Raw genomic sequence first — 19350 nt, forward strand, 5'->3', positions numbered from 1 at the left:
GCCCTTTCGCGACACAAGGCTGCTCCCACAGGGGGCCATGCAGCCAGGCCCAGGCCATTTATTGAGGCGGGAACAGCTCCAGCTGCTCATGCGCCCCGCGCAAGTCGCGCAACCTCACGCCTACCCCCAGCAAGCGCACCGGCTTGCCACCACGGGCAAACGCCTGACCCAGCAATTGTCGATAACTTTCCAGGTCCCTGCCCGCCCCCGCCTGCTCCATGGTGGTCTGGCTGAAGTCATGGAACTTGACCTTGACGAAGGGTTTTTCCGGCCGGTAACTGCTGTCCATGCGGGCGATACGCTCGTTCAGGCTTTCCAGCAGGTCGGGCAGCCGTGCCAGGCAACTGGCCAGGTCCGGCAGATCGGTGTCGTAGGTGTTTTCCACGCTGACCGACTGCCGGCGACTGTCATTGTGCACCGCACGTTCATCGATACCCCGCGCCAGCCCCCACAAACGCTCGCCAAAGCTGCCGAACTCGCGCACCAGCGCCAGGCGCGACCATTCGCGCAATTCCAGGCAGGTTTCGATACCCAACCGCGCCAGCTTGTCTGCCGTTACCTTGCCCACCCCGTGCAGCCTGGCCACCGGCAGGGCGGCGACGAATGCCTCCACTTCGCCCGGGGTAATCACGAACAGGCCATTGGGCTTGCGCCAGTCACTGGCGATCTTGGCCAGGAACTTGTTCGGCGCCACACCGGCCGAGACAGTGATATGCAGGGTGCGGGCGACGCGCCGGCGGATATCCTCGGCAATGCGCGTGGCGCTGCCCGAATACCACTGGCTGTCGCTCACATCCAGGTATGCCTCGTCCAGCGACAGTGGCTCGATCAACTCGGTGTAGTCGCGGAAGATTGTGTGGATCTCCCGCGAGGCCTCACGGTAGGCCTCGAAGCGCGGCTTGACGATCAGCAGGTCCGGGCACAGCTTCAGGGCGTGCCGCGACGACATGGCCGAACGCACGCCGTAGGCACGCGCTTCATAGTTGCAGGTGGCGATCACCCCACGGTGGTCGGCCGACCCACCCACCGCCATGGGCCGCCCGGCCAGGCGCGGGTCGTCACGCATTTCGATCGCGGCATAAAAGCAATCGCAGTCGACGTGGATGATCTTGCGCAAGGACATGGATGACCGTCAGCACTGTAAATTCATACAGATAGTATCGCATGTGCCTTCGGGGCATGCAGCCTGTGCGCGGCATTGGTCGATAATCGGCCTGAAAGCCCCGTCGCGCCTGAGCTGCGCGCTATATTCAAACGCTAAGAGTTTGAACAGGAAAGGTTTTTTCAGAAAATAGCTTGACACCCACGGGTAAATCCGTAGAATTCGATCTCACAGGCGCGGGATGGAGCAGCCTGGTAGCTCGTCGGGCTCATAACCCGAAGGTCGTCGGTTCAAATCCGGCTCCCGCAACCAGATTCGAGAAAAGGCCACTGTTCACACAGTGGCCTTTTTCTTTTGCGTCAAATAATGCGTTGAAAGAAATTTCAAAAAAATCAACGAGTAGCGCTTGACACCCATTCTGGAAACTGTAGAATGCGCCCCACTGACGCGGGATGGAGCAGCCTGGTAGCTCGTCGGGCTCATAACCCGAAGGTCGTCGGTTCAAATCCGGCTCCCGCAACCATATTCGTCAGAACAAACCCCGCCTGTGTAACAGCAGCGCGGGGTTTGTTGCTTTTCCCCTCCTGATTTTCGTCTCCCCCCATTTTCCCGCCCTCCAGCCAACCCGCAGGCTTGAAAGGTCGCTCCCAGCATGAACTATCTTTAACCCTGCCAGGCGGCTGAAAACGCTTGAGGCCGGAGTAACATTGGATACGTTTTCCTAAGGGACTTTCACTTGGCCACACCTCTCCCTCACCTCGCGCTGCAAGCCCGGGGCAATCCATGACTTCGCACAACCCCGAACCCCCGGTGCCGCTTGCCTCGGCGCTACCCGGCGCGGTGCAACGCCTGCCCTTGCTCGAACGCTTGAGCCGCTACCGCCAGCCCATCGGCCTGGTAGTGACCCTGGTGTTGTTCACCATGGCCTTGGTCGCCTGCCGCCACCTGTTAAGCGAATTGGACATCTATGCCTTGCACGATGCCATGCTCAGCGTGCCGACCCAGTCGTTACTTGGCGCCTTGCTGGCTACCGTGCTCGGTTTCGTTGTCCTGCTGGGCTACGAGTGGTCTGCCAGCCGCTATGCCGGCGTGAAGCTGCCGGCGAGCAGCCTGGTGATGGGCGGCTTCAGCGCCTTTGCCATCGGCAACGCCATCGGCCTGTCGATGCTTTCGGGCGGTTCGGTGCGCTACCGCCTGTATGCACGCCAGGGGGTTGGCGCAGGTGAAGTTGCACGGATGACTGTTTTTGCCAGCCTGTCACTGGGCTGCGCGCTGCCGCCCCTGGCCGCCTTGGCGACCTTGAGCGACCTGCCGGCAGCCTCGGCCGCACTGGGTTTGGCGCCTGGCTTGCTGGCGGGTGTCGCAATAGCCGTGCTGCTGGTATGCAGCGTGCTGGTGTTCGGCTTGTACCGCCGGCGCCTGGCTGAGCAACCACTGGCCAACAGCCTGCTGGTACAACTGGGCCGCCGCACGCTGCGCCTGCCGGGCGCACGCCTGGCAGCCCTGCAATTGCTGATCACCGCACTGGATGTCGCCGCTGCCGCCACCGTGCTGTATCTGCTGCTGCCCGAAGCACCGCCGTTCGGTGCCTTTGTGCTGGTGTACCTGCTGGCCTTGGCCGCAGGTGTGCTCAGCCACGTACCGGGCGGCGTCGGGGTATTCGAAGCGATCCTGCTGGCAGCTTTTGCCGACCAACTCGGCGCCGCGCCGCTGGCAGCGGCCCTGCTGCTGTATCGGCTGATCTACGTGGTGCTGCCGCTGCTGCTGGCCTGCGTGCTGCTGCTGGCCAACGAGGCCCGGCGCCTGCTGTTCGCGCAACAGGCTATCAAGGCCGCTTCCGGGCTGGCCGCGCCGATCCTGTCGATCCTGGTGTTCCTGTCCGGGGTGGTGCTGCTGTTCTCCGGGGCCACGCCCGAGATCGACACCCGCCTGGAGCACATGGGTTTCCTGGTTCCGCACCGCCTGATCGACGCCTCGCACTTCGGCGCCAGCCTGATCGGCGTACTGTGCCTGCTGCTGGCCCAGGGCCTGCGCCGGCGCCTGTCCGCCGCCTGGCTGCTGACCACCGTGCTGTTGCTGGTCGGCGCCCTGCTGTCGCTGCTCAAGGGCTTCGATTGGGAAGAGGCCTGCCTGCTGACCCTCACTGCCGCCCTGCTCGCCTTGTTCCGCCGCTCCTTCTACCGCCCCAGCCGTTTGCTCGAGTTGCCATTCTCGCCGGTGTTTCTGGTGGCCAGCGCCTGTGTGGTAGGCGCATCGGTGTGGTTGTTGCTGTTCGCCTACCAGGATGTGCCCTACAGCCATCAGCTGTGGTGGCAGTTCACCCTCGATGCCGATGCCCCGCGTGGCCTGCGCGCCGCCATGGGCAGCGCAGTGCTGCTGGCGGCCGTGGCCCTGACCTGGCTGCTGCGCACTGCACCACCGGTGATCCACCTGCCTGACGAAGAAGAGCTGCTGCGTGCCAACCGCATTCTGCTGGCCTCCGACCAGCCCGATGGCGGCCTGGCCCTGACCGGTGACAAGGCGCTGCTGTTCCACCCTCGCGACAACGCCTTCCTCATGTACGCCCGTCGCGGCCGCAGCCTGGTGGCGCTGTACGACCCGATCGGCCCGGCCCAAGAGCGCGCCGAAATGATCTGGCAGTTCCGCGACCTGTGCGACCTGCACCATGCCCGCCCGGTGTTCTATCAGGTGCGCGCCGAGAACCTGCCGTTCTACATGGACATCGGCCTGACCGCGCTGAAGCTGGGTGAAGAAGCCCGGGTCGACTTGCGCCGCTTCGACCTCGAAGCCAAGGGCAAGGAGATGAAGGACCTGCGCTACACCTGGAACCGTGGCGGCCGTGACGGCCTGAGCCTGGAAATCCACGAACCCGGGCATGCCCCGCTGGCAGAGCTGAAGGAAATATCCGACGCCTGGCTTGGCGGCAAGAACGTGCGCGAGAAAGGCTTCTCGCTGGGGCGCTTCAGCCCTGAATACCTGCAGCATTTTCGCATTGCCCTGATCCGCTTCCAGGGCCGCCCGGTGGCTTTCGCCAACCTGCTGGAAACCCATGGCAACGAACTGGCCAGCCTCGACCTGATGCGTGCGCACCCCGAGGCCCCGAAGCTGACCATGGAATTCATGATGATCGGTCTGATCTTGCACTACAAAAGCCATGACTACGCCCGCTTCAGCCTGGGCATGGTGCCGCTTTCCGGCCTGCAGCCGCGGCGTGGCGCGCCCTTGACCCAGCGCCTGGGCTCGATGGTGTTCCGCCGAGGCGAGCAGCTGTACAACTTCCAGGGGCTTCGACGCTTCAAGGACAAGTTCCAACCGGACTGGGAACCCCGCTACATGGCCGTGCCGGCCGGGCTCGACCCGCTGGTGGCACTGGCCGACACCGCCGCCCTGATCGCAGGCGGCCTGACTGGATTGGTGAAACGTTGATGACCCGACGCTTTTGGCTGTACCTGCTGGTTCCCCTGCTGTTGGCCGCCCTGGGAGGCGCGCTGGCGTTCTGGCTATGGACCCGCCCTGCCCCCGAGGCACGCCTGGAACAACTGAGCATCAATGACACCCGCATCACCCGTGTGACCCCGGGCGTGCACCCCAAGGCCCGAGTGGCCATCGGTGTACCCCAGGACCAGGCGCTGACCGACAGACAGCTGCTGGACCTGGCCCAGGCTGGCGAAGCGCAACTGGTGCAGGTGATCCTGCCGCCCAACGACTGCAGCAAGCAGCAACAGGCCTTGGACCAGGCCATGGGCCAGCTGCCGGAGAAACCGACCCTGGTCGCCGGTATCGGCCCTGGCGCCTCTCAGGCGTGGCGCTGGCTGGCCAGCCAGAACAACGACAAGGCGCGGGCGATTTCCGTGGACTTCAGCCTGGAACAGCCCGGCTGCCAGGCAGCGCTGCCGAAGTCGGCCGCCCACGGCCACTGGAACGTCGCCTGGAACGACAACCCGGATGACGCCAGCGCCGCCTTCGTGCGCGACCAGGCCAATGCCGAAACCAGCATCAGCGACTACGACATTCACCTGCCACAAGTGCTCAAGGCCCAGCTGACCCAGGCCCTGGTCGGCCACGACGGCAACGCCCTGGCCATCCCGGTAGTCGAGGTGCCAGCCGGGCAGACCACCGACACGGTCACCCTGTTCCTTTCCGGTGATGGCGGCTGGCGGGACCTGGACCGCGACGTGGCCGGGGAAATGGCCAAGCTTGGCTACCCGGTGGTCGGCATCGACACGCTGCGCTACTACTGGCAGCACAAGACCCCGGAACAAAGCGCCGCCGACTTGTCCGAGCTGATGCAGCACTACCGGCAGAAATGGGGCACCAAGCGCTTCGTGCTGACCGGTTATTCGTTCGGTGCCGACGTGCTGCCGGCGATCTACAACCGCCTGCCGGCCGAGGACCAGCAGCGTATCGACGCGGTGATGCTGCTGGCCTTTGCCCGCAGCGGCAGCTTCGAGATCGAAGTCGAGGGCTGGCTGGGCAAGGAAGGCCAGGAAGCGCCAACCGGGCCGGAAATGGCCAGGCTGCCGGCCTCCAAGGTGGTGTGCGTGTATGGTGTGGAAGAAACCGACGAGAGCGGTTGCACCGACAAGACTGCGGTGGGTGAACGCCTGAAGCTGCCGGGGGGCCACCACTTCGACGAAAACTACCCGGCACTGGCCAAGCGCTTGATCGGCGAGATCGAGACGCGCCAGGGCAAGTCCAGCGTGGCTGAGCAGAACTGATAAGCCTTGCGGCCCATTCGCGGGTAAACCCGCTCCCACAGGTACAGCGCAAGCTTTGAAAGCTATGCGCTCCATGTGGGAGCGGGCGTGCCCGCGAAGCCGGCAACTCGGTGTAGGGCACCGGCTTCGCCGGTGTTCGCGGGCATGCCCGCTCCCACATGGGATGGGTACTGCCTTGAAATCTGTGTTGCACCTCAGATCTCGACCTGGGTCCCCAGCTCGATCACCCGGTTCAGCGGCAGGTTGAAGAAGCGCAAGTTGCCGTTGGCATTCTTCAGCAGGAACGCGAACAGGTTGCCCCGCCAGCGCGACATTCCCTCCAGCCGTGAGGCGATCACGGTCTCGCGGCTGAGGAAGAAGGTGGTGCGCATCGGGCTGAAATCCAGGTCTTCCAGGTGGCACAGCTTCAACGCGGCCGGCACGTCCGGTTCGTCCATGAAGCCGAAGTGCAGCAACACGCGGAAGAACCCGTCGCCATAGGCTTCCACCTCAAAGCGCTCCTGCTCCGGCACCCGTGGCCGATCCTCGCTGACCACCGTCAGCAGCACCACCTGGCTGTGCAGCACCTGGTTATGCAGCATGTTGTGCAACAGCGCATGGGGTACCGCATCGGAGCGCGCCGTGAGGAACACCGCCGTGCCTTCGACCCGGTGCGGCGGCTGAATGCGGATACTGCTGATGAACAGCTGCAGCGGCAGCGCGCCTTCGTCGATACGCTCCATCAGGATCTGCTTGCCGCGCTTCCAGGTGCTCATCAACAGGAACAGCACAGCGCCGGCCAGGACCGGGAAGGCCCCACCCTGGATGATCTTCGGCACGTTGGCGGCAAAGAACAGCCCATCCACAAACAGGAAACCCAGCAGGATCGGCACCGCCAGCACCGGTGGCCACTTCCACAGCAGCAACATCACCGCCGAGACCAGGAGGGTGGTCATCAGCATGGTACCGGTCACCGCCACGCCGTAGGCCGCCGCCAGGGCGCCGGACGACCCGAAGCCGATCACCAGCAGCACCACGCCAACCATCAGCGCCCAGTTCACCGCACCGATGTAGATCTGCCCCTGCTCGTCGCTGGAGGTGTGCTGGATCTGCATGCGTGGAATGTAGCCCAGCTGGATGGCCTGGCGGGTCAGGGAGAAGGCCCCCGAGATCACCGCCTGCGAGGCGATCACCGTGGCCATGGTGGCCAACCCGACCAGCGGCAGCAGTGCCCAGCCCGGCGCCAGCAGGTAGAAGGGGTTGCGTGCCGCCTCCGGGTCCTGCAGCAGTATCGCGCCCTGGCCAAAGTAGTTGAGCACCAGCGCCGGCAGCACCAGGACGAACCAGGCGCGGGCGATCGGCTTGCGGCCAAAGTGGCCCATGTCGGCGTACAGCGCCTCGGCACCGGTCAGCGCCAGCACCACCGCGCCGAGGATGGCCACGCCCATGCCGGGGTGAACCACGAAGAAGTTCACCGCCCAGACCGGGTTGAATGCCTTGAGCACTTCCGGGCTCTGCGAGATGCCATGCGCTCCCAGCGCGCCCAGCGCCACGAACCAGGTGACCATGATCGGGCCGAACAGCTTGCCGATCTTCTCGGTGCCGTGCTTCTGCACCAGGAACAGCGCCACCAGCACCACCAGCGAAATCGGCACAACCCAGTGGTCGATGCCTTCGAAGGCCAGCCCCATGCCCTCCACCGCCGACAGCACCGACACCGCCGGGGTGATCATGCTGTCGCCATAGAACAGCGAAGCGCCGATCAACCCGCACACCACCATCAGCGTACGCAACCTCGGGTAGGCCGCCGTGGCCCGCCGCGCCAGTGCAGTCAGTGCCATGGTGCCACCCTCGCCCTGGTTGTCGGCGCGCAGGATGAACATCACGTACTTGAACGACACTACCCACAGCAGCGACCACAGGATCAGCGACAGGATCCCCAGCACGCCGTCATGGTTGACCGGCACTCCGTACCCGCCGCTGAAGACTTCCTTGAGGGTATACAACGGGCTGGTACCGATATCGCCATAAACCACCCCGACCGCCGCCACGAGCAGGCTCAACGACCGCGTCGCGCCCTGCTTCCCCTCGTGCCCGCCCTCGGCGTGACTGCTTGCCTGAACCATCGACCACTCCCGCAGACGGCCTTGCAAGGCCAGTAGAATTCCCCATGCGCCAGGTGATACTGATCCCCCCGACACAATGGCGCGAAGCATAGCGCAGCGTTCGTGGATTTTCTGCTGGTGCGCCTCTGGCGAGTCCCCTGGCGGTTACAACTAAAGGTCCAGAAACTGCATGGGTATGCCCAACGCTGCAGCAATCTTTTCGCGAGTGGCCTTGCGTGGGCGCTCGGCAGCTTCCTGCTGGGCATACGCCGACTGCGAGACGCCCAGGCGCTGGGCAACTTCAGCCTGAGTCAGGTCCAGATGCCTGCGCCAGGCAGCAATGGCGGTCATACCGTCCTTCACCATATAGCCAACGACTTCATTGGGTACCAGGTCCGGTTGCGGATGGCTGGCGATATAATCGGCATACGGCAGCACGACGAAGGCAGGACGCCCGTCAGCATCATTGATGATCTGTACGTTAGTAGGTGTGTTCATCGCGCTTCTTGACCTCCTCGATGCTGACAATTTTGACGCTACCGTCCCAGTCGAAAAGTATCCGGTAGTTACCCACCCTGAGACGGTAACCGTAATGGTGATTGACCAGCGCCCTGATGTTTTGAACGTGCGGCATGTGCATCAATGCCTGAACAGCATCGTAGACCTTTGACTGATCAATCCTGTCGATTTTCCTGAGTTGCTTCACAGCTTTGCGTGACCAGTTGATCGTATTCATTTCCACGCCAGTCTTATAAGAAAACTATAAGAATCGAATAAGCTCAAGAAAAGGTTTCATCGGCGCAGACGAGGGTGACGGGCGGGGTCTATTGATTCAAGGGGAACCATTGCCAGGCTGTGTTTCGAGGTTTTGCCGAGCAAGCAGCTTACGGTTGGCTGGCATAGCGCAGCGTTCGTCGCATTTCTGCTGGTCAAGCGACCCTGCGCTCGCTAGAATTGCGCACTTTTTGATCAGAGGCGCCAAAAGCGCCCGTCAAGATCGCCCCCGATTCCGGTCGGGCGACCTGCATTCAATACCGAGGTTAGTCATGTCCACCACGCCCGCCACCCCCAAGGTAGGTTTCGTAAGCCTGGGTTGCCCAAAAGCCCTGGTCGATTCCGAGCGCATCCTGACCCAGCTGCGCATGGAAGGCTATGAAGTCGTGCCCACCTACGAGGACGCCGACGTGGTGGTGGTCAACACCTGCGGCTTCATCGACAGCGCCAAGGCCGAGTCGCTGGAAGTGATCGGCGAAGCGATCAAGGAAAACGGCAAGGTCATCGTCACCGGCTGCATGGGTGTCGAGGAAGGCAGCATCCGTGACGTGCACCCGAGCGTGCTGTCGGTCACCGGCCCGCAGCAGTACGAGCAGGTGGTCAACGCCGTGCACGAAGTAGTGCCGCCACGCCAGGACCACAACCCGCTGATCGACCTGGTACCGCCGCAGGGCGTCAAGCTGACCCCGCGCCACTATGCGTACCTGAAGATTTCCGAAGGCTGCAACCACAGCTGCAGCTTCTGCATCATCCCGTCGATGCGCGGCAAGCTGGTCAGCCGCCCGGTCGGCGAAGTGCTGAGCGAGGCCGAGCGCCTGGTCAAGGCCGGGGTCAAGGAGATCCTGGTGATTTCCCAGGACACCAGCGCCTACGGCGTCGACGTCAAGTACAAGACCGACTTCTGGAACGGCCGCCCGGTCAAGACCCGCATGCTCGAGCTGTGCGAAGCCCTGAGCAGCCTGGGTGCCTGGGTACGCCTGCACTACGTGTACCCGTACCCGAACGTCGACGACGTGATCCCGCTGATGGCCGCCGGCAAGATCCTGCCGTACCTGGACATCCCGTTCCAGCACGCCAGCCCGAAAGTGCTCAAGGCCATGAAGCGCCCGGCCTTCGAAGACCGCACCCTGGCACGTATCAAGAACTGGCGCGAGCAGTGCCCGGAGCTGGTGATTCGCTCCACCTTCATCGTCGGCTTCCCGGGCGAGACCGAGGAAGACTTCCAGTACCTGCTGGACTGGCTGACCGAAGCCCAGCTGGACCGCGTGGGCTGCTTCCAGTACTCGCCGGTGGAAGGCGCCCCGGCCAACGACCTGGGCCTGGAAGAAGTGCCGGACGACGTCAAGCAGGACCGCTGGGACCGCTTCATGGCCCACCAGCAGGCCATCAGCGCCGCCCGCCTGCAACTGCGCATCGGCAAGGAAATCGACGTGCTGATCGATGAAGTGGAAGAGCAAGGTTCGGTTGGCCGCAGCTTCTTCGATGCCCCGGAAATCGACGGCAGCGTGTTCATCGATGGCGACCACGGCTTCAAGCCGGGTGACAAGGTGCGTTGCCGCGTGGTGGATGCCGACGAATACGACATGTGGGCTGAACCCATTTAATCGCGCTGGAACATAATGCCTGTCAGTTATGTAATTTGGGGCCGCTTCGCGGCCCATCGCCGGCAAGCCAGCTCCCACAGGGGATCGCGCAATTCCTGAATTCTGCGCGGTACCTGTGGGAGCTGGCTTGCCGGCGATGGGCTGCGTAGCAGCCCCATTGACGCTATCTGACAGGCATTACCCGGTCTGGGGCTTTTTCGTCAGAACGCGTGAAAAAGCATCAGGCCGCCCTCTGCATCCGGGCTGGCATCCGAGAAGCCTTTGACTGCATAGAGTTGCACTTTCCACTGCTGGTTGAGCTTGTGTGTCAGGAACAGGGTAAGTTCCTTGATCTGCGCGCCCGTCGAGACGACCTTCTGCCGCCAGTCGTAGGAGGCGCCCGCGGAAGTGCCTGCAGCCACGGGCATGGCGAAGCCGAGACTGGCAAATATCGGGTCGTCGAAATCGCTGTCGGGCGGGTCGCCGAACTTCTTCCAGCCCAGGGTCGCGAAGCCGGTCACCGGGCCAAAGGCCTTGGCGATGTCGACCTGGCCGGTGTAGTCGTATTCACCGGTGCCCAGGCACTGGTCTTCATCGGCAGTGGGGAATTTGACCTTGCCGATCAGGTCCAGCATCAGGCCGCCGTCACTGCCATCGAGCAGGGCGTAACCGGCGCTGGCAACCGTGTCCCCCAGCCCGCTTTCCACATCCCGGCAGCCACCGGGCAAGGGGTCACCATTCGGGCCCACTTCAGGGTTGGTGATGCGCAGCCAGGGCACGGTGACCTTGTAGGTCATTGGGCCGGTTTCATACTTGCCGACCACGGGGACGTACCAGATTTCCGAGGTTGTACCCGTGCCATAGTCGCCACTTGAATAGTCCATGCCTATGGCGGCGCTGAAGGTATCGCCCAGCACCGACGCGCTGGCGCATGACAGCAAGCAGGCGAAAAGAGGAAGCGTGGGTCTCATCTGCACCTCGGTTTCCCGGACGGGAAGGGTGATAGCACTTACCCAGCCTAGTTGCCTAATGCCCGGATCGCTCTGGATGCTCCACTTTTTCGACTTTCTCTACTGTCTCGGGCCTTTCGACCTTTTCGACCCTCTCTACTTTCTCGACCTTCTCTACTTTCTCGACCTTCTCTACTTTTTCTACCTTCTCGACTTTCTCAGGTTTTTCGATCTTCTCGACCTTTTCGGGCTTCTCGGCTTTCTCGATCTTCTCGACTTTTTCTACTTTCTCTACCTTTTCAACCTTCTCCGCTTTTTCGATCTTTTCCACCTTTTCAAGCTCGACCTTCTCTACCCGGTCAGAGCTGCCACTATTGCTGCTCTCGGGTTGCTCCACGGTGTCGACATGTTCCGACCTTCCGGACTTGTCCACGCTTTCAGTACTGTCCCGACCACTGGAATCGTCAACACCGCCGTGCCCGCTGTGGTCATCGCTGCTTTCAATGCGATCACTGGTCGCATCGCGTCCGCCATGCCCGCTATTGCTGGAAGCTTCAGCGTCACGGGTGCCGTGCTCGCTGCCACGCCCCGAATGCCCTCTGTCCGGGTTGTCGGCACGGTCGTCATCGAACTCCACGCGGGTTGCCCGCAGCTCGTGCCTGCCATTGAATACCCCGCTCACCCGCACACGTTGGTCGAGCGCCAATGCCGCGGGCTGCTTGCCGACGATCACGGTGCCCTGCCCCAGCGTCACCTTGATGCCTGCCACCACCAGTTGTTGAGCGTGGCTGCGCTGTACCAGCCCCTCGATCACCGCCGTCTGCACACGGCCAGCAAAAGGCAGGCTCGGGTCTGGGCGGGTTTGCGCCACTTCCAGCTGGCGTCCGGTCCACTGCCCACGTACCAGCACTTCCCGCGCAGGTGCCACACGGGTTCCCAGCTTCAGCCCCTGGAGGCTGCCGGCACGGTCAACCGCACCGATGGCACTGGCTTCCCTGAGCCCCGGCGCTCGTTCGATACGGCTGGCTACCACTTCGCCCCTGGCATCGCGCAGGCCACTGACCCTGACCGGCTCGCCCGGGCGCAGCCCTTCAGCCACCCGCGCCCCTGCAGCAAGCCGCACAGGTTGGCCCATGACCCGCAGGGGGGCCGAAGCATTGGGCAGTGCCGTCAGCGGCCCTTCGTAAACGTTGAGGATCGAGATGCGCCCTGCTTGCAGGCCGCGTTTGCCGGCAAATGCCTCCACCGCGACAACCTGGCCGATTGCCAGGTGAGCGCTACTGGCAGGCGCACCGTTTTCACTCACCGGCACATCCTTGCCAAAGTGCACTTCCAGGCCATTGACGCAGATCGAGGCGAACCCGGTGATGGTGCCGACGATGCCCGTGCCACCGGTACCGCCGGGGCGCAGGATCGGTGCGCCGGTACCGCCTACCCCGCCGTGATCGATGAAGGTGCCGTCCACACCGTCAGCCACCGCACCGGTCCCGCCCGTGCCACCGGGACGCTGCGGCAGCGGCGCACCGGTGCCACCCACTCCGCCGTTTTCGCTGCGTACACCGGTACCACCGACCCCGCCCGTCCTGGCCCCGGTACCACCAATACCGCCCGGAACCTGCAAGCCCGCCGCCCCCGCCATACCCACTTCGTCACGGCTGACACATACCGGTGCTGCGGCCACCTCGGCAGGCGCCACCAGGTTCAGCCCGAAACCCAGGACCAGTGTGACGACACTGAGGCAGCGCGCGAGGGAAGTCATGGGTCGGGTGTCTTCGACAAATCGGGGTCGGTAGTTTCAGTGTAGAAATAAAGCCCGACCGTGATGCGCTGACGTTGCTCGGCGCTGGGCACATCGGCATCTTCCAGGCCTGATGCGAGCCGGCTGAAGGCAAGCAGCATCTGCATGCCGTCCTTGTCCACCGCCGCACGCAGATGGTCGACGCTGGCCGGGCTCAAGGCGTCGTAGTGCACACTGCGTTCAAAGAACGGCTGGCCGTCCCCACTCAGGTTGTGCACTGCCGCGCAGGCATGGTCATGCAGGTTGTGGCCAAAGTAAGCGGCCTTTTCGTCGAAGCCCTTCTGCGGCACGAATGCCTGGGCCTCCAGGTGAACACAGTCCTGGTCGTCGAGCCGGACGATACCCAGGCGCAACCACTCATCCAGCACCACCCGCCCGCGGATGTCGGTGCTGATCTTCGCCACCAGGGCATCGAAGGAACAATCGCCACCAACACTCGCCAGGCGCGGCAACGGCAGCGCCTGGCCAGGCGCCGAGCAGAACGGCTTGCCAGTGGTCCACATATTGACCAACTGTGCACCTAACGTGATGTTTTCCGGCAGCGCGGCGAGCAATGCGCCCCCCTCGCTGCGCAAACGCCGGACATCCTTGCGATGCACGCCCGTGAGCAGGCTGATGCGGCTGTCGGTCGGCACTGTACCGTCCAGGCGAAACTCGCGATGGGCCACGTCGACGAACACTTCCTTGAGCAGGTCGGCGAACATCGTGTAGGTGACCCCTTTGCGCAGCATCAGGCGCACCAGAGGACGCATGACACGCCGCAGTGCGCTTAACATCGAAGGGGGGATGGTAGGCGATTGCATTGAGCGCATTCCTTGACAGATGAACCCAGTATACGACGCGGGAAAAGATCCCACACCAACTGTGACCATATCCCGGACGAGATGAGGGATAGTCGTCGGCGCTCATTGCATTCGCGTTGAGTGGGGCTGCCGTGTATCCGAACCTGGCCTCATGCAGGCCCGCCCCGTGGGAGCTGCATGAGACCGTTCAGAGCCAGTCAGCTCCTGCTGTTGTCATCACCCGGTTCGCCTGCGGCATGCTCACCGCGGTCATCACCCGGTTCGCCACCCAGATGGTCGCCACGATCATCACCAGGTTCACCACCAGCGTGATTGCCGTGGTCATCGCCAGGCTCACCGCCAACATGATTGCCATGGTCGTCCCCGGGCTCACCGCCAACGTGATTGCCATGATCGTCACCGGGTTCACCGCCAACGTGATTGCCGTGATCGTCCCCAGGCTCACCGCCAACGTGATTGCCATGATCATCACCTGCTTCAGCGTGGTTGCCGCTGCGCCCAGAGTTCGAGGAGCCGTCATGGCCGCGCCCACTGTTGCCGGCATGGCCATCTCCATCCCCGCCAGCGCCGTGGCCGCCGCCTTCACCGCCTTCACCGCCATGGCCGCCACCACCACCGCCGTGACCACCGCCGTGACCACCGCCGCCACCGCCATGGCCACCACCGCTACCGCCGTGACCACCGCCGCCACCGCCATGGCCACCACCGCCACCACCGTGACCACCGCCGCCACCACCGTGGCCGCCACCGCCGCCACCGTGACCACCGCCACCACCACCGTGACCACCTCCACCACCACCGTGGCCACCGCCGCCCCCACCTCCGTGACCACCACCGCCACCACCATCCTTGGCGTAGGCGCTGGAGCCATTGGATATCGAGTCTGGGATCAGAACGATGGAAGTCGACAGCACGCCAGCAACGGCAACCGCCAATAGCGCCTTTTTGAACAGCACATGTATTTGCATATTTCGTCTCCAGGTCGTCGCCATGAGAAACGCCAAATCAAGCCGGGAATCCTGTGTTCGGTTCTTGCTTTTCATTGCGTGGGAATTTTTCCCACGACAAAGTAATAGACCGCCAAACCCCGAGGTTCAAGCAGCGCACCGGGAAGCCGACCGACGGTTGCCCTGCTATGTTTGCCTTATCGTCATGGAGGAACACCGGCATGCATTCGGTACTGACGCTGCAAACCCCGCGCTTGAGTGACTACGGCGAACTGGTACAGGTGTGGGAGGACTCGGTACGCGCCACCCACGACTTCCTGGCGGATTGCTACATCGTCTTGCTGCGCGACCAGGTGCTGCGTCGCTACCTCGATGCAGTGATGCTGATCTGCTGCAAGGACCGCCAGCGCATCTGCGGCTTCGCCGGGGTCGCCAACGGGCGCGTGGACATGCTGTTCGTCGCACCGAAGTACCGTGGCAAAGGGGTTGGCAAGCGCCTGCTGCACTATGCGATCGACGAACTGAATGCCGAGCGCCTGGACGTCAACGAACAGAACCCGCAAGCCTTGGGCTTCTACCTGCACGAGGGCTTCGAGGTGATCGGCCGTTCGGAAACCGACGGCCTGGGGCAACCCTACCCGCTGCTGCACATGCGCCTGCGCAAAACGGCGTAAATGACACAGATTCCCAGCCCCTCTGCCGCGCGGGCAGGTACAATGCAGGTCTTTCCCTGCCTTTGCGAATTGCCGTCATGTCCGAACCCGTCCGCCTGTCCAAACGCCTTATCGAGCAGCTTGGCTGCTCCCGCCGCGAGGCCGAGCTGTATATCGAGGGCGGCTGGGTCACGGTCGATGGCGTGGTGGTCGAGCAACCGCAGTTCAAGGTCGAGCAGCAGCGCGTCGAACTGCTGCCGGGTGCCCGTGCCGAAACGCTGGAACCGGTAACCCTGCTGCTGAACCAGCCGGCCAGCGTGGACAGCGAAACCGCCCGCGCCAGCATGAACATGAGCAACCTCAGCGAAGCCCACCGCGAAGGCGTGCGCGCACTGCACGGGCATTTTGCCCGGCAGGCCTGCGTGGCGCCGCTGGAGCGCGGTGCCAGCGGCCTGCAGGTATTCACCCAGGACTGGCGGGTAACCCGCAAGATCGACGCCGACCTGCGCCGCCTGGAACAGGAATTCATCGTTGAAGTGCGCGGCGAGACCACGCCCCAGGCGCTGGAACGCCTGGCGCGCGGTGCCACCCGCAATGACCGCGAGCTGCCTAAAGCCAAGGCCAGCTGGCAGAACGAAACCCACCTGCGCATGGCCCTGAAAAACCCGCAGCCAGGGCAGATCGCCGAGCTGTGCGCCTACCTGCGCCTGGAGCTGGTAGGCATGCGCCGCATTCGCCTGGGTGGCGTATCGATGGGCAAGCTGCCCCTGGGCCAGTGGCGCTACCTGGCCACTACCGAACGTTTCTAAGCAATACGCCGCGCCACAGGTGCGGCACCTGAACAGGATTCTGCAACAATGAACCACAACGACGTCCTGCGCAGCCTGCGCTACATGCTCAAGGTGAATGACGCCAAGATGGCCGAAATCATCGGGCTATCCGGCCTCGACGTGCATCCCCTGGTGCTGGCCACCTACCTGAAGAAGGACGACGAGGAAGGCTTCGTGCGGTGCCCGGAACGGGTCATGGCGCACTTTCTCGACGGCCTGGTGATCCACCGCCGCGGCAAGGATGACAGCCGCCCGCCGCAGCCGATCGAACTGCCGGTTACCAACAACCTCATCCTCAAGAAGCTGCGGGTGGCCTTCGAGCTCAAGGAAGATGACCTGCATGCGATCCTCAAGTCGGTCAACTTCCCGGTCAGCAAACCCGAGCTCAGCGCGCTGTTCCGCAAGGCCGGCCATGACAACTACCGCCCTTGCGGCGACCAGCTGCTGCGCAACTTCCTCAAGGGCCTGACCCTGCGCGTGCGCGGCTGATTGGCCATGCAGCATACGGTTACCCCGGTCGGCATCATCCGCTCCTGCTTCAAGGAGAAGTTCGCCATCCCGCGCCAGCCGCAACTGGCGCCCGCCGCACGCGGCGTGCTCGAGCTGCTGCCGCCGTTCGACCAGGGCGATGCGGTCGAGGGGCTGGAGCAGGTCAGCCATGTCTGGCTGCTGTTCCTGTTCCACCAGGCACTGGAAGACAAACCCCGCCTGAAAGTGCGGCCACCGCGCCTGGGCGGCAACAAGAGCATGGGTGTGTTCGCCACCCGCGCCACTCACCGGCCCAATGGCATCGGCCAGTCGGTGGTACGCCTGGAAGGCGTGGAGCCAGGGCGCCTGCTGTTGTCTGGCATCGACCTGCTCGACGGTACGCCGGTGCTGGACATCAAGCCGTATGTGCCATACGCCGATAGCATCGCTGGCGCCAGCAACCAGATGGCCAGCCAAGCACCCGCCGCGATCGCCGTGCAGTGGGCCGACAACGCCCTGCCCCAGGCCCGCGAACATGCACTGCGCCTGGGTGAACCGCTGGTGGAGCTGATCCAGCAGTGCCTGGCGCAGGACCCACGGCCGGCCTACCAGGTGCCGCCGGCCGAGCGGGTGTATGGGGTGAAGTTCTGGGATGTGCAGGTGCGCTGGCACTACCCGCAACCGGACGTGATCCGGGTGCTGGAGGTGGTGCTGGCCTGAAGGCTGCGCACTGGCCTTGTGGGAGCGGCCTTGTGTCGCGAAAGGGCTGCGCAGCAGCCCCGGCAACCTTGCAGGATGGCTGAGATCCTGGGGCCGCTACGCGCCCCTTTCGCGACACAAGGCCGCTCCCACAAGGAACCGTGCGCCGCACAGACATGAAAAAGGCGACCCTGAGGTCGCCTTTTTCTTTTCACCCTCCCGCGATCAGCGAGCCGGGCCTTCAGCCACGCCCAGGTCGTCGGTCGGACGGGTATCGACCAGCGGCGCACCACCGGAGGCCAGCTCCGCTGCCAGCTTGTCGTTGTCCATTTCCTTCACCCACTTGGCCACGACCACGGTGGCAACGGCGTTGCCAACCAGGTTGGTCAGGGCGCGGGCTTCGGACATGAAGCGGTCGATGCCGAGGATCAGCGCCAGGCCGGCAACCGGCAGGTGGCCAACGGCCGACAGGGTGGCGGCCAGTACGATGAAGCCCGAACCGGTAACACCGGCAGCACCCTTGGAAGCCACCAGCAGCACCAGCAGCAAGGTGATCTGGTGAGTGATGTCCATGGTGGTGTCAGTGGCCTGGGCGATGAACACCGCAGCCATGGTCAGGTAGATCGAGGTGCCATCGAGGTTGAACGAGTAACCGGTCGGGATCACCAGGCCAACCACCGACTTCTTCGCACCCAGGCGCTCCATCTTGGCCAGCATGCGTGGCAGGGCCGACTCCGAGGAGGAAGTACCCAGCACGATCAGCAGTTCTTCACGGATGTAGCGGATCAGCTTGAGGACACTGAAACCGTGGGCGCGGCAGATACCGCCCAGCACCACCAGCACGAACAGCAGGCAGGTGATGTAGAAGCAGGCCATCAGGTAGCCCAGTTGCACCAGCGAGCCAACGCCGTACTGGCCGATGGTGAAGGCCATTGCACCGAAGGCACCGACCGGGGCCAGTTTCATGATCATGTTGATGATGTTGAACATGACATGGGCGAAGCGGTCGATCATGTCCAGCACCGGCTTGCCGTAGCTGCCCAGGCGGTGCAGGGCGAAGCCGAACAGCACGGAGAACATCAGCACTTGCAGGATGTCGCCGTTGGCGAAGGCGCCGACCACGGTGTTGGGGATGACGTTGAGCAGGAAGCCGACAGTGGTCTGCTGTGCGCCGGCGGCGGCGTAGGCAGCCACGCTGCTGGCGTTCAGGGTGCTGACGTCGATGTGCATGCCAGCGCCCGGCTTGACCACGTTGACGACGACCAGGCCGATGATCAGGGCGATGGTGGAGACGATTTCAAAGTACAGCAGCGCGTAGCCGCCGGTCTTGCCGACCGACTTCATGCTCTGCATGCCGGCGATGCCGCTGACCACGGTACAGAAGATGATCGGGGCGATGACCATCTTGATCAGTTTGACGAAGCCGTCACCCAAGGGTTTGAGGGCGACGCCCGTCTCCGGGTAGTAGTGGCCGAGCAGGATGCCGATGGTGATGGCGACCAACACCTGGACATACAGGGATTTGTACAGCGGCTGACGTGTCGTCATGGCTAATTTTCCTCAAGTGTGCCGGTTCACCCTTCCCAGGGCGATGGGGCACCTGAATCGCTAACCCTCCTGCACCCGGAGGGATTTGTCGTTGTGTTCGAGCTGCCTGGGCAGGCCTCTGCGAGGATCAATAGCAAGGGGGGTGCCAAAATGCCCACCAAGGGTGCAAAGGCTGTATTTGCGAGGGATAAACGCCCAACGACGGGGCGGTTTGCCTGAGGAAGGCTGGCGGATTTCCGCCCGGTGGCGGGATTTGTACAGGGGCATTGGCGGAAATCCGCCCATTGTAGTTGCCTGTGCCGGCCTCTTCGCGGGTAAACCCGCTCCCACAGGTACTGCACAGGCCTCGAGTGCAGTGCGCCCCCTGTGGGAGCGGGTTTACCCGCGAAGAGG

16 protein-coding genes and 2 tRNA genes are annotated in these 19350 nt (G+C 63.6%); 9 read left to right on the forward strand and 9 right to left on the reverse strand.

Annotated elements, in window-relative coordinates; all coding sequences use genetic code 11:
• Positions 1–58 precede the first annotated feature (58 nt).
• Positions 59–1117, reverse strand: coding sequence for a DNA polymerase IV (gene dinB, locus ABX298_RS04045; RefSeq protein WP_162276788.1), 1059 nt, complete (start codon positions 1115–1117; stop codon positions 59–61).
• A gap of 220 nt (positions 1118–1337) precedes the next feature.
• Here dinB and ABX298_RS04050 point away from each other — a divergent pair.
• From ABX298_RS04050 to ABX298_RS04065, 4 genes are all read left to right on the forward strand, one after another.
• Positions 1338–1414 (forward strand) — tRNA-Met (locus ABX298_RS04050).
• A gap of 134 nt (positions 1415–1548) precedes the next feature.
• A tRNA-Met gene (locus tag ABX298_RS04055) sits at positions 1549–1625 on the forward strand.
• A 260-nt stretch (positions 1626–1885) separates the two neighbouring features.
• Positions 1886–4528 (forward strand): bifunctional lysylphosphatidylglycerol flippase/synthetase MprF, encoded by a 2643-nt coding sequence (gene mprF, locus ABX298_RS04060; RefSeq protein WP_075046066.1) that lies wholly within the window; start codon positions 1886–1888, stop codon positions 4526–4528.
• Positions 4528–5820 (forward strand): virulence factor family protein, encoded by a 1293-nt coding sequence (locus tag ABX298_RS04065; protein WP_025340272.1) that lies wholly within the window; start codon positions 4528–4530, stop codon positions 5818–5820. Before mprF ends, ABX298_RS04065 begins: the two co-directional genes overlap by 1 nt.
• Positions 5821–6014: 194 nt before the next feature.
• On the opposite strand, the gene ABX298_RS04070 is transcribed toward ABX298_RS04065, so the two are convergent.
• The 3 genes from ABX298_RS04070 to ABX298_RS04080 all read right to left on the reverse strand — a co-directional run bounded on the left by ABX298_RS04070 (position 6015) and on the right by ABX298_RS04080 (position 8640).
• Positions 6015–7925, reverse strand: coding sequence for a potassium transporter Kup (locus tag ABX298_RS04070; RefSeq protein ID WP_286100376.1), 1911 nt, complete (start codon positions 7923–7925; stop codon positions 6015–6017).
• 150 nt (positions 7926–8075) lie between these two features.
• Positions 8076–8402 carry a helix-turn-helix domain-containing protein gene (locus tag ABX298_RS04075; protein WP_075046068.1) on the reverse strand — a complete coding sequence of 109 codons (327 nt, stop codon included), beginning with the start codon at positions 8400–8402 and terminating at the stop codon, positions 8076–8078.
• Positions 8386–8640 carry a type II toxin-antitoxin system RelE/ParE family toxin gene (locus ABX298_RS04080; protein WP_075046069.1) on the reverse strand — a complete coding sequence of 85 codons (255 nt, stop codon included), beginning with the start codon at positions 8638–8640 and terminating at the stop codon, positions 8386–8388. Before ABX298_RS04080 ends, ABX298_RS04075 begins: the two co-directional genes overlap by 17 nt.
• A 310-nt stretch (positions 8641–8950) precedes the next feature.
• On the opposite strand from ABX298_RS04080, the gene rimO reads away from it, so the two are divergent.
• The gene (gene rimO, locus ABX298_RS04085) at positions 8951–10282 is read left to right on the forward strand and encodes a 30S ribosomal protein S12 methylthiotransferase RimO (RefSeq protein WP_013973825.1); all 1332 of its coding nucleotides are present in this window, start codon (positions 8951–8953) and stop codon (positions 10280–10282) included.
• A gap of 200 nt (positions 10283–10482) precedes the next feature.
• Here rimO and ABX298_RS04090 read toward each other — a convergent pair whose 3' ends face one another.
• The 4 genes from ABX298_RS04090 to ABX298_RS04105 form a co-directional block, all read right to left on the reverse strand.
• Positions 10483–11232, reverse strand: coding sequence for a hypothetical protein (locus ABX298_RS04090; protein WP_024087593.1), 750 nt, complete (start codon positions 11230–11232; stop codon positions 10483–10485).
• Positions 11233–11287: 55 nt separating this feature from the next.
• Positions 11288–12970 carry a DUF5666 domain-containing protein gene (locus ABX298_RS04095; RefSeq protein WP_286100377.1) on the reverse strand — a complete coding sequence of 561 codons (1683 nt, stop codon included), beginning with the start codon at positions 12968–12970 and terminating at the stop codon, positions 11288–11290.
• The gene (locus ABX298_RS04100; protein ID WP_274121081.1) at positions 12967–13812 is read right to left on the reverse strand and encodes a DUF6502 family protein; all 846 of its coding nucleotides are present in this window, start codon (positions 13810–13812) and stop codon (positions 12967–12969) included. The genes ABX298_RS04095 and ABX298_RS04100 overlap by 4 nt, the downstream gene beginning before the upstream one ends.
• Before the next feature lie 197 nt (positions 13813–14009).
• Positions 14010–14780 carry a hypothetical protein gene (locus ABX298_RS04105; RefSeq protein WP_367394106.1) on the reverse strand — a complete coding sequence of 257 codons (771 nt, stop codon included), beginning with the start codon at positions 14778–14780 and terminating at the stop codon, positions 14010–14012.
• A 200-nt stretch (positions 14781–14980) separates the two neighbouring features.
• Between ABX298_RS04105 and ABX298_RS04110 the strand changes: the two genes are divergently transcribed.
• The 4 genes from ABX298_RS04110 (at position 14981) to tsaA (ending at position 17430) form a co-directional block, all read left to right on the forward strand.
• Positions 14981–15433 (forward strand): GNAT family N-acetyltransferase, encoded by a 453-nt coding sequence (locus ABX298_RS04110; RefSeq protein ID WP_367394107.1) that lies wholly within the window; start codon positions 14981–14983, stop codon positions 15431–15433.
• A 77-nt stretch (positions 15434–15510) separates the two neighbouring features.
• Positions 15511–16221: an rRNA pseudouridine synthase gene (locus tag ABX298_RS04115; protein WP_013973831.1), complete on the forward strand. Its 711-nt coding sequence runs from the start codon at positions 15511–15513 to the stop codon at positions 16219–16221.
• 48 nt (positions 16222–16269) lie between these two features.
• On the forward strand, positions 16270–16731 hold the full coding sequence (locus tag ABX298_RS04120) for a DUF1456 family protein (RefSeq protein WP_075046074.1): 462 nt from the start codon (positions 16270–16272) through the stop codon (positions 16729–16731).
• Between the two features lie 6 nt (positions 16732–16737).
• Positions 16738–17430: a tRNA (N6-threonylcarbamoyladenosine(37)-N6)-methyltransferase TrmO gene (gene tsaA, locus ABX298_RS04125; RefSeq protein ID WP_289514571.1), complete on the forward strand. Its 693-nt coding sequence runs from the start codon at positions 16738–16740 to the stop codon at positions 17428–17430.
• A gap of 204 nt (positions 17431–17634) precedes the next feature.
• On the opposite strand, the gene ABX298_RS04130 is transcribed toward tsaA, so the two are convergent.
• Complete coding sequence (locus ABX298_RS04130) at positions 17635–18957, reverse strand: dicarboxylate/amino acid:cation symporter (RefSeq protein WP_075046076.1); 1323 nt, start codon at positions 18955–18957, stop codon at positions 17635–17637.
• Positions 18958–19350: the final 393 nt, after the last annotated feature.

Source organism: Pseudomonas sp. X4 (assembly GCF_040784925.1).
Taxonomy (GTDB): domain Bacteria; phylum Pseudomonadota; class Gammaproteobacteria; order Pseudomonadales; family Pseudomonadaceae; genus Aquipseudomonas; species Aquipseudomonas putida_Z.